This is a genomic window from Salibacterium aidingense DSM 18341 (assembly GCF_000429685.1).
GTDB lineage: Bacteria > Bacillota > Bacilli > Bacillales > Marinococcaceae > Salibacterium > Salibacterium aidingense.
This window is the reverse complement of sequence record NZ_AUCI01000016.1, coordinates 81,816-92,297: the sequence shown is the minus strand read 5'-3', so window position 1 is coordinate 92,297 and position 10,482 is coordinate 81,816. Positions and strand designations below refer to the sequence as shown.

General features: G+C 45.0%; 13 protein-coding genes. 1 reads left to right on the top strand and 12 read right to left on the bottom strand.

Going from position 1 to position 10,482, the window contains the following annotated elements; all coding sequences use genetic code 11:
• Nucleotides 1-432 precede the first annotated feature (432 nt).
• From G475_RS0115585 to G475_RS0115535, 10 genes are all read right to left on the bottom strand, one after another.
• Nucleotides 433-804 (bottom strand): DUF423 domain-containing protein, encoded by a 372-nt coding sequence (locus tag G475_RS0115585; RefSeq protein ID WP_026702077.1) that lies wholly within the window; start codon nucleotides 802-804, stop codon nucleotides 433-435.
• 24 nt (nucleotides 805-828) lie between these two features.
• Nucleotides 829-1,116, bottom strand: a complete 288-nt coding sequence (locus G475_RS0115580) for a DUF5327 family protein (protein WP_026702076.1) — start codon at nucleotides 1,114-1,116, stop codon at nucleotides 829-831.
• A gap of 195 nt (nucleotides 1,117-1,311) precedes the next feature.
• A complete protein-coding gene (locus tag G475_RS0115575; protein ID WP_026702075.1) occupies nucleotides 1,312-1,497 on the bottom strand; it encodes a hypothetical protein in 186 nt (61 codons plus the stop codon).
• A gap of 95 nt (nucleotides 1,498-1,592) precedes the next feature.
• Complete coding sequence (locus G475_RS25310) at nucleotides 1,593-1,922, bottom strand: MerR family transcriptional regulator (RefSeq protein WP_051302583.1); 330 nt, start codon at nucleotides 1,920-1,922, stop codon at nucleotides 1,593-1,595.
• Between the two features lie 41 nt (nucleotides 1,923-1,963).
• Nucleotides 1,964-2,692, bottom strand: a complete 729-nt coding sequence (locus tag G475_RS0115565) for an exonuclease domain-containing protein (protein ID WP_233275791.1) — start codon at nucleotides 2,690-2,692, stop codon at nucleotides 1,964-1,966.
• Between the two features lie 8 nt (nucleotides 2,693-2,700).
• Nucleotides 2,701-3,714, bottom strand: coding sequence for a DUF294 nucleotidyltransferase-like domain-containing protein (locus G475_RS0115560; RefSeq protein WP_051302581.1), 1,014 nt, complete (start codon nucleotides 3,712-3,714; stop codon nucleotides 2,701-2,703).
• A 4-nt stretch (nucleotides 3,715-3,718) separates the two neighbouring features.
• A complete protein-coding gene (locus G475_RS0115555) occupies nucleotides 3,719-5,002 on the bottom strand; it encodes an ammonium transporter (protein WP_026702072.1) in 1,284 nt (427 codons plus the stop codon).
• 448 nt (nucleotides 5,003-5,450) lie between these two features.
• On the bottom strand, nucleotides 5,451-6,287 hold the full coding sequence (locus tag G475_RS0115545; protein WP_026702070.1) for an aldo/keto reductase: 837 nt from the start codon (nucleotides 6,285-6,287) through the stop codon (nucleotides 5,451-5,453).
• A gap of 13 nt (nucleotides 6,288-6,300) precedes the next feature.
• Nucleotides 6,301-6,978 carry a uracil-DNA glycosylase gene (locus G475_RS0115540; RefSeq protein WP_026702069.1) on the bottom strand — a complete coding sequence of 226 codons (678 nt, stop codon included), beginning with the start codon at nucleotides 6,976-6,978 and terminating at the stop codon, nucleotides 6,301-6,303.
• Between the two features lie 90 nt (nucleotides 6,979-7,068).
• On the bottom strand, nucleotides 7,069-7,842 hold the full coding sequence (locus tag G475_RS0115535) for an inositol monophosphatase family protein (protein ID WP_026702068.1): 774 nt from the start codon (nucleotides 7,840-7,842) through the stop codon (nucleotides 7,069-7,071).
• Nucleotides 7,843-8,003: 161 nt separating this feature from the next.
• Between G475_RS0115535 and G475_RS0115530 the strand changes: the two genes are divergently transcribed.
• Complete coding sequence (locus tag G475_RS0115530) at nucleotides 8,004-8,594, top strand: DedA family protein (protein WP_026702067.1); 591 nt, start codon at nucleotides 8,004-8,006, stop codon at nucleotides 8,592-8,594.
• A gap of 84 nt (nucleotides 8,595-8,678) precedes the next feature.
• On the opposite strand, the gene G475_RS28065 is transcribed toward G475_RS0115530, so the two are convergent.
• Together G475_RS28065 and G475_RS0115525 are read right to left on the bottom strand one after the other, a co-directional pair.
• A complete protein-coding gene (locus G475_RS28065) occupies nucleotides 8,679-8,909 on the bottom strand; it encodes an ATP-binding protein (protein WP_084414159.1) in 231 nt (76 codons plus the stop codon).
• Nucleotides 8,910-9,392: 483 nt separating this feature from the next.
• A complete protein-coding gene (locus G475_RS0115525) occupies nucleotides 9,393-10,469 on the bottom strand; it encodes a maleylacetate reductase (RefSeq protein WP_051302579.1) in 1,077 nt (358 codons plus the stop codon).
• Nucleotides 10,470-10,482: the final 13 nt, after the last annotated feature.

The window sequence follows — 10,482 nt, the reverse complement described above, 5'->3', positions numbered from 1 at the left end:
CTCCTTAGTATTGTGACCTTTTTAACCGGCTTGCTGCTTGCCTTTATTCTAGGAAAAATCGAACGATCATAAAGAAAACGAGTTTGGGACAATACCATTATAAGATAAAAATTTCCGAACGATTAATCCATAAATCGTTCGGAAATTTTCGTTCTGTCCTATTTATCGCTCCGTCAAAATACTTCGCTTTCCGTGGGCACGGCTCGAATAAAGGAGGATCGGCTAAGAACGGCACATCCTGTGCCGACGCCGATCTGACCCGCATCCTGCGGGCCCTCGGGGAAAATCCCTTCCTGCGGGGTCTCGAGACACGTGCTGTTCCCACAGGAGTCTTCGTATGTTGACGACGCTTAGGAAGTACTGTTTACCATAGAAGACGAGATGTTCAGGTTTTCACCATTCCTCTTATCTTTTGTCCCAGTCTCGTTTTCTTTATATTTTAACCACGGCTATGATCAGCATAATCCAGCCGGCAATAAAAGCGGTGCCGCCTATCGGAGTAATCGCCCCAAGCCAGGATATACCGGTAAAGGCCATGGTATACAGACTTCCTGAAAAAATAACAATACCGCCGAACAGCAGCCATCCTGCCCATGATAACGAAGTGCTTCCTCCCGCATAAGCCGCCGTCAGGCCGATCACCAGAAGGCCGAGGGCGTGCATAATATGATATTGTACTCCGGTTTGATAGACGTCCATCAGCCGGTCCGACAATTTTCCCTCCAGACCGTGAGCCCCAAAGGCACCAAAACCAACGGCCAGTGCAGCATTAAGTGCGCCTAAAATAACAAACAGCTTCCACATTTTAATTCACCTGCCTCTTACTTCTTAAAACTCCAGCAAATTGCCTTCCGTCGAGGGGAGATCCTGTCGCGGCACAGGCGCTGCCTGCCCTGTTGAAGGTGCTGAAACCTGGTCGGTGGAGGGCCTGGAGCTGATCCGGCCGGACGTTTTCATGGGAGTTCGTTCTCCCTCCCCGAGAATAATATCACAATAGGCTTTCAGGACCCGGGCATGGTTTTTTACAGCCTGTTCCTCTTCTTGCTCCAACCGGTCCGTAAGCTGCAATAATTCCTCTTCCATTTTATGAACAACCGTTCGAGCAGAAATGTTCACATCTTTTCACCTGTCCCTTATTTGAAGTATTTCATGAAAGATTATAACACAGCAGTTCACCCAAAAAATCCCGGTGTCTCTCCCGTAAGAAAATCGTCATGTTTGGGCCTCTCATTAAAAAATCCTGAAACCAGTTATCAAAGGAACCAGCTCAGGATTTGCCCCTTTTATAAAAATGTTTAAAACCCCCGGATCTTACTTTTCCACTACAGTATAGCCCAGAGACTCGATTTTCGGATAGTTTTCTTCATCAATCACCCAGAACTGACCTTCATTATCTTTCACGACCAAATCTTTGGGCGTTGCCGCTTTTTTTGCTTCCTCTTCATTGTCGTATTTTCCAGCTGGAATCTGCATATCATCCACCATGATGAATGCCATGCTTAACACCTCCATCTATTGCAGAGGATTCCCGCCGCTATTCAGGATTAAACAACAAAAATGATAATTGTCACATATTTGTAATACATGAAACGTTACAGCCCGGTATCGTCTAAATACCTCCTCAACTTTTTCATATCTTTCTTTTTCAGAACGGAGTCCGCTTCCTCTACTTCCAGCTGTTTTCTTGCAGCTAGGACGGTTTTGACACCTGCTATGTTCAACCCTTGATCAATTAATTCTTTAATCTTGGCACATTGATCAATCTCTTCCAGAGAAAATATACGCTGATTTCCTTCATTTCGTTTCGGCGATATCAACCCTTGCTGCTCGTAGTATCTGATTTGGCGGGCGCTTAAAGATGTTAATTCCTGTACCACACTAATTGGAAAACAAGCGGTACGAAGGGGGAGTTGTTCTGTCACCTCGCCTTCCTCCTTTTTTTAGTATTTAAAGCTGCAGACAATCAGCGGGTTTGACGATTTAAATGTACATACACATCCTGCAGCGTCTCATACCCTTTTTTCATGACATCCTGAATTGTACACACCCATAGTTCTGCCGCCATCACTGCATCGGCCAGGGCATGGTGACGATTATTCACTGGAATGCCGTAGTAAGCGCAGCAGGTATCGAGTTCTCCTGCTTCCTGCTCTGGTGCTGCTATTTGATATAAAAAAGACGTGTCAAGCAGTCGGTGACGAAATTGCATTCCACTGGATTGATATGTCGCATGCTGAAGAAACTTTCTTTCATGCTTGGCATGGTGGGCCACTAAGATATCCGTTTGGATAAACTCATAGAACTGCTGCAGGACCTCAGAAAGCGGAGGCGCCTGCTCCAGCTCTTCTTTTGTCAGTCCAGTTAAACGGGCCACTTCCGAGGACAAAACGCCTGGTTCGGAAATGGTACAATAAAATGTGTCGTTGTGATAAATCCTGCCTTTTTTCACTTTCACGGCTCCTATCGATAAAATTTTATCACCGCCATCCGGATAGAAGCCGGAGGTTTCCAAATCAAGCACTGTAAATTCCAGAGTATCCAGCGGCTGTAATAAAGGCTGTTTCGCTTTTAAATCCTTTTGCAGCTGCCGCATAAAGGACTGGTGCTGAGGGCTGGTCTGATCGATGGATGTTACAACAGGAGCGCCCAGTTTTCCGGAAACCTGGCGGACCCATTGAAACATATTACTCATTACCATATTCACTCCCCTGACTCTACAAGCTTTTTTGTCTGTTGAAAAAGGTGTTTCCCTTCTTTCAAGGCCGATTTCAACCTTTGTTTTTGAGTTTTTGTCAGTTCATCTATTGGAATATAATGAACGTCATTGTAGGAGTTCTGCTTTTCTGCAAAATCAGCCCGAAGCTTCAGCAATTCCTTAAAGGAGTTCTCTTTGCCTTCCGCAAATGGATAGATTTCTTCTATTTTTTGAATGCGGTCCAATGTCGAAGTCTCATGCACTCCTTCTTTTATAGCCAGCAGCCGCATGGCGTGGACAAAAGGGAAAAAACCAACATCTTTGATATGAAGAGAACCCGCATACGGTCCCTTTTCGTCAGGAAGCAGTTTTCCAAAAGCGTTAACTCCTTGATGAAGGTAAGAGATATTTTGAGAAAGCCGGGTTAATAAATAAGGCTCTTCTTCCACGAGATAAAACACGTAATCTTTTACCTCTTTCAACAGCTTCCTCTTTCCAATCAGCGGCCTGGCATCAATAAACGTCAGAAGATGACGTAGAGCCGCCCATTTATCCTCCTTCACCCATTGATCAATTTGAGCTTTCCAATTCTCTTTTCCATGACACCAGCGGGGATGGGAAGCCATCACCTTGCCTTCACAGCGGGGATATCCTACAACAGCCATTCCTTCGCGGATTTCAGCCCCCAACGCTAAGAAATACTCCTGATAGATATCGTCTTTGCCCTCAAATACAATACCGTGATCCTGATCACTGAATACGCCTTGTTCTTTCCGGCCGGCGCTGCCCATCAAAAAGAACACAAAGTGAGCAGGGGCAGTCCCCCGCTCACTTTTTACATGCTTCACGGCAAGAGCTGTCGTTTCGAGCACCCATTTATCATGGGCTTCATTTAGTTGCCATGAATGTTTAGCGATCTCCCTCGTTTCTTTATCACGAGCTCTCTTGATTTCCTCGTAGCTTTGAAAAGAAGGCGGAGGGAGATAGTCTCCCTCTTGATGAAACGATGAAGATACCATATTATCACGCACCTGTATGAACGTTTGTATCACCAGAATGAGGAGTTACATTCTCTGGATAGCCGTAACTTCCATGTTCACTCATATCCAGTCCCATGATCTCTTCTTCTTCAGATACGCGAAGTCCTCCTATTAATCCTCTTGTAATTAACAGCAGAATATAGGAAGCAATGAAAGCAAATACACCGCACGCTACAACACTGATGAACTGGACGCCGAGCTGGGTGAAACCACCGCCGTAAAACAGACCGGCCCGTCCCCCGTTCATTTCGGCCAATTCAGGAGTTGCAAAGAAACCAGTGGAAAGCGTGCCCCATATACCGGCTGCCCCGTGCACGGAAAGAGCGAAAATCGGGTCATCAATGCCTTGTTTTTCAAAGAACTTCATGCTGTAAAATACAAGCAGTCCGCCGATAAGACCAATCAGAACCGCTGCCCAGGGAGCGACGAAAGCGCAGGAGGCCGTGATGGCAACCAGTCCGGCAAGGGCACCGTTCAGCATGGTTGGAACATCGGCTTTTCCAAGAGAGGCCCAGCCGATCAATAATGCAGCTACAGCTCCAGCGGCCGCAGCAAGCTGTGTGTTCAGCGCGACAAATCCAAAGAACGCATCGGCGACCCCAAATGTGCTACCCGCGTTAAATCCAAACCAGCCGACCCAAAGCAGCAGGACCCCAAGAGCGGTAAAGACCTGGTTATGTCCGGCTAATTCATTCGGCGAACCATCTTTATTGTATTTTCCAATACGTGGCTTCAACAGCATGGTTGCAGCCATAGCCCCCATCGCGCCCGTCAAGTGAACCACTGTGGAACCTGCGAAATCCTGTTTCCCAAGTTCACCAATCCAGCCTGCGCCCCAGATCCAATGGGCAACAATCGGATAAACAAATGCAGAGAATAATACTGCGAAAACAACGTAGGCGGAAAGCTTTGCTCGTTCCGCAAAACCACCGAAAGCAATGGTCAGCGCGATAGCAGCAAAAGCCAATTGGAAAATGAAATCAACCGAACTTGAAAGTCCTTCCCCTTCAAATGCATAGTCGCCATAAAAGAAATTAGAAAGGCCAATAACACCCCCGGCAGAATCTCCATAAATAAATCCATACCCTACAGCCCAGAATATAAGAGAAGCAATTCCCAAGGTGAAAATGGTCTTACCGGCGATGTGACCGGCATTTTTCATCCGGGTCGAACCGGCCTCCAACAGAATAAATCCACCCTGCATTAAAATAACTAAAATAAATGCGATCATGATCCAAAGATTATCCATAAATACCATAGGATCCATGACATGTTCTCCCCTTTCTTTATTAAGAATAGATGTAAACTTAGTTAACATCTTTCGTTAATTCATATTTTACAGAATAACCAACAGGAATCCAGCTTTACGTTAGAAAACCTAACATAGGAATCTTTCTTTAAATCCATGATTTCTATCATAAGGGGATGTCTCCATTGCAGGCGGGTGCTTGCCGGTTGGGATAAGCGGTGCAGAATCCAGCGGACATTTATGCCGGTAAATGCTCGATGGACGGCCATTTGGGGTTTTTTCGGACATTGATTCCGCTATCCGGATGCTGGAGCGCTTTTTGACGATAAAAAGGGAAAATAACGGAACAGATGTCCGAATCCCCCTACAAAATAGGAAAAATAGAAGAAATAACGGAATAAATGTCCCCGAAGCATACGAAAAAAGCTTGCTCCGTTCATCGACAGAGCAAGCTTTTTAGGTTCGTTTAAACTTTACTGTAAGGGAAATCGTCTGGATGATATCCGTAACGCCGGTTTTCGTTTAAACCGTCAATCGCCTGCAGGTCCTCTGTATCCAGAGAGAAATCAAATACTTCTGCGTTGGACTTAATTCGCTCCGGGGTGACGGATTTAGGAATCGTGATGACATTATTCTCGAGCGACCAGCGGATTAATACCTGGGCCGGTGTTTTACCATGTTTCTCTGCAATCCGCTGGATCGGGTCTTCATCAAGCAGATCCCCCTGTCCAAGAGGACGCCATGCTTCCAGTTGAATGTCATGGTTCTGACAGTACTCCAGCAGCTCTTTCTGGAACAAACGCGGATGAAATTCCACCTGGTTGACCATCGGCTTCACTTTTGCCGTTTTCATCAATTCCTCCAGATGCTGATCGGTAAAATTGCTGACCCCAATCGCTCTTACTTTGCCTTCTTCATATAGTTTTTCAAGAGCTCCCCACGTTTCTTTGTATTTGCCCGGCACCGGCCAATGAATTAAGTAAAGATCAAGGACATCTACTCCCAGCTTTTCACGGGATCGTTCAAACGCCTCCAGTGTTTCCTCAAATCCTTGTTCGTCGTTCCACACCTTGGTGGTAATAAAGATATCGTCTACCGGGACCCCGCTTTCCTGAATGGCTTCGCCGACACTTACTTCATTTCCATAAAAGGATGCTGTATCAATACTGCGATATCCAGCTTCCAGGGCGGACTTCACCGCCGTTCTTACCTCGTTCCCTGCTTCCGCCTTGTATACGCCAAGACCGACCCAGGGCATTTTCACACCGTTTGCCAATGTTTGTACAGATGTTTGAACGTTCATGTATTACGCCTCCTTATCTATCATTTGGAATACACCAATCAATTTCCGGCCTTCCTGCCTCACGTAAAAACTGGTTCGTCCGCGAGAAAGGCCGGCTCCCAAAGAATCCTTTATGAGCTGAAAAAGGACTTGGATGCGGGGATTTAATCACTAGGTGACGGTCTGTTGTAATCAGTTCTTCTTTCGCCTGGGCGTGCCTCCCCCACAATATAAATACCACCGGGTCGCTTTTATTATTCACCTGTTTTATGACCTCGTTGGTAAAGTATTCCCAACCCGCCCCGCGGTGGGAAGCAGCCTGTCCGGCCCGTACCGTTAAAACAGTATTTAATAACAGAACGCCCTGCTCTGCCCAGCTTGTTAAACAGCCATGATTTGGGACAGGACAACCGACATCCTCATTCATTTCTTTATATATATTCTGCAGAGAAGGCGGCATTTTTACTTCGGGTTGGACAGAAAAACTTAACCCATGCGCCTGTTTCGGCCCATGATAGGGATCCTGCCCTAAAATTACGGCTTTTGTTTTTTTATAGGGAGTATGATGTAACGCGTTGAATATGTCATACATATCAGGATATACACTTCTTTCCCCATATTCTTTTTTTAAAAACTCCCTGAGCTGTATATAGTAGTCTTTTTCAAATTCATGATTCAACACTTGAGCCCAATCATTTTTCAAAACAGCCATTGCATCTTCCCCATCCTTCCTTCAGCAGACGTTCCCCTCGGTGTCCCGTCCATTTTAAGTTCGCCCTTCACCCATGTTTCACGTGAAACATCAGTCCCGGTTAATGAGAGAATTCAATTCGTCATAAATACCCGGGGTGGATGCTAACACAAACAGGCCTTGTTGTTCGGTTTTAACTTTTGTTTTTCCGCCTGCTTCTTTCACCATTAACAACCCTGCTTCTACATCCCAATCGTTTAATTTTATCTCCCAGCATGCATCCATTCTACCGCAGGCCACCTGGCACAAGTCCAGCGCTGCGCTCCCGGTGCGCCGCAGCCCGCCGACCCGTGGAACCACTCTGTTCACATGAGAAAGATTATTATCACCTGTGGTCCCTTTATCATAAGGAAAACCAGTTCCAATTACTGCTTTCTCCAGCTGCTCTGTTTCCGAACTATGTATGCTGTTTCCATTAAGCCAGGCTCCGCTTCCTTTCAGTACCGTGAACATCTCATCCAGTTTCGGAGCGTAAACTAAACCAGCAGCCGTTTCTCCTTCATGTCGTATTCCTATAGAGATCCCGTAAAAAGGAATTCCTCTTGCATAATTTACCGTGCCGTCAATAGGATCAATCACCCATTCATAGGAAGAATCCCCATGATAGCTTCCGCTTTCTTCCGTTTTCATTTTATGACCGGGATAATGTTCCTTGATTTTTTCTGTCAAAAACGATTCTGTCCAAATATCCATTTCGGTGACAAGATCGATGGCTGTCGTTTTGCTGCTAATATCCATCGGTCCTTCCGCCCGCTTTACCAGCTCTCTGCCCGCTTCCCGCGCCCAATTTTCCGCTTTCTGAAGCATTGCTTTCCATTCCTGCATCACACATGACACCCTTCCTCTGACACTTCTTCTTTTATCATATCTAAAAATGGTCGTTAACTCAAAAAGGATTAATGGACAAATGAAACCCGCTTTTCTTATTTTTGTGTTAGATTATAGATATTCCCTCATAATATTTACGACACACAAGGAGATACCCCATGTTAGATCTTATATTACGTGTACTGGAACAATTAGGACTATTTGGATTATTTCTTGGGATTGCCATAGAAGCGATTTCCTTTCCATTTCCTGCTGCCATCGTTCTATTGGTATATGGCTATATTATAGATCCATCCGGGTGGCAGTGGACGCTGCTCAGCATTGCTTCGGCCGCCGTTTATACTGTGGTCGCCTTTATTCCTTATTGGATTTCCCTTCGTTATGATCATATTCTGCAAAACCGGGTAGACAAAGCCGGAACCAGGCAGATGATGAAATTCATGGACAAATACCGTGAATGGACGATCACCGCCGGACGGATTCTTGGGATGGGTTATATCGTATACGTGGCTGCCTTTTACCGCATCACCCCTTTCCGATACGGCTTTTTCACTTTTATCGGCGTGCTTCCCATTGCTCTGCTCATGCTGTACCTCGGCAGACTCGGCAACATTAAAGTCGTCTACTCTTGGTTTCAGGGGCTTCAATATATTCTGATGGTCGTTCTTGCCGGACTGATCGGCTGGTATATCTATTACCGCCTTCGACGACGGAAAAAGATGACGAATCGAGAACAAGATAGAGAATGAAAAACAAACCCGGACTGCAAAAATTACAATCCGGGTCTTTTTTTTAAAAAGCATAGCTCCCTAACAGATGGGAGACCTTCCGTTTTAAAGTGTGAACTTTTTTACCGTTCGGCGATCGGCGATCGGTTCTTCCCCGATCTTTTCATACCAGTCTTCCACATCAAATTGCGAACAGTAGATAATCGATGCACGTTGATGATGGTCTTCTACGATTTCCAGCAATTCGCGGGGCTGGGATTCACGGAGCCGAAGAAGCAGCCATTCATCAATAATTAATACATCGATTTTTTTTACCCCTTGATGACTTTTTGATATAGCCCTTCTCCACGGGCGATTTCCAACTCTTCCAACAGCTCAGGCAAGATAAGACTTTTCGTTTCCAGATGCTCCTTTTAGGATAACGCTACAGTGCTTTTGAATATATTTACTACTCGCGAGTCGAAGAATCTGTGCTTTATCCGGTTTTCGGTCATGGGCTCCTCGATATCTTCCACACAGGAAGCCGAGTAATGGAATTGAGCCTGAAGAAGAAGCCGGGAAAGTTTGTTATTTCTACGGCAATCATATCGGTATCGATAAGCAATCCGAATCGTTTTTCAAACGACATACCTTGGAATTGAGGGCTCTGAAATTTGTCCTATCATGGCTCTAAGCTATGGCTGTATTTCAAGCTAAGGCGCTGCCCGCGTAAAGCGAAGGATTTTAACACAGCGATAGAAAGTCGCACAAAAAAAATTTCCGAACAAATTCTTCTGTACGGAAATTTTTGTGATGCGATGGTTTTGTCCCAGTCTCATTCTATAAATTGCAAATTTCCCCGATAAATGCACTTTGTAATAGATTTTCCATATTTTCTTTATTAACTGGCCTAGGGTTAGGGTAGGCTTTTTCCGATACTTCCTCTGCTATTTGAGTAATATTTTGTTTTTGCCATCCTATTTCCGATAGCGCCGAAGGACCTCCAGAATTTATTATCCAATGATGCAGGTGATCTGGAACATCGTGTGCAGGAACATTCATAATTTTACCAAGTTTAGTTAATACTTTAGATGTATTAGAGGCGTTGTAGGACAAAACATAAGGAAGCATAATAGTATGAGTCTCGGCATGTGGAAGAGCAGCTATACCTCCTAAAGCATGGCAGAGCTTATGATGCAGACTCATATCTACTGAAGCTAGTGCCATGCCTGCGAGCCAACTGCCATAAAAAGCTTCTTCCCTGGCACCTTTATGTTCAGGCTCTCTCACTATAGATTCCAAACTATGAAAGAGGGCCCGGAAACCTTCTTCTGCAATTATTGATGTTATGGGATTCCGCTTTTCCGCATATAAAGCTTCTACACAATGTGCCATGGCATTAACTCCACTCGTCAAAGACATATATGGCGGCATCGTTTCTGTCAATTCTGAATCATATATCACTGTTTTAGGTTTCACTTGTGAATTTCTGCCTGTTTGTTTCTTATTATCTTTCGTTATTCCCCAAACAGGGGTCATTTCTGAACCTGAATAGGTTGTAGGGACGGCTAATATAGGAAGCTTTGTTTCCAAAACAGCAGCTTTTGCAAGTCCTATCGCAGAACCACCTCCTACTGTGAGCAAAGCATCTGCCCTGTTGTTTTGAATGATACCTACAGCTTCTTTCACACTTTCCTGCGGAACATGCTGTTTTGCTGAAGTATGAAGACCAACTGCTTTTTCTCCAAGCTGAGACCAAATCTCTTCTGCAATATTTCGACGCCCGTTAGTGGAAATGATCAAAACCCTGTCAGTCTGCCACTCTTTAATCTCCTGTAGTATTTCATTTCTTCTGCCGCGACCGAATATCACCTTTTCTGGAAGGGTTTCATAGATAAAGTTCTCCAACGCGATCACCCTTTTATTCCTC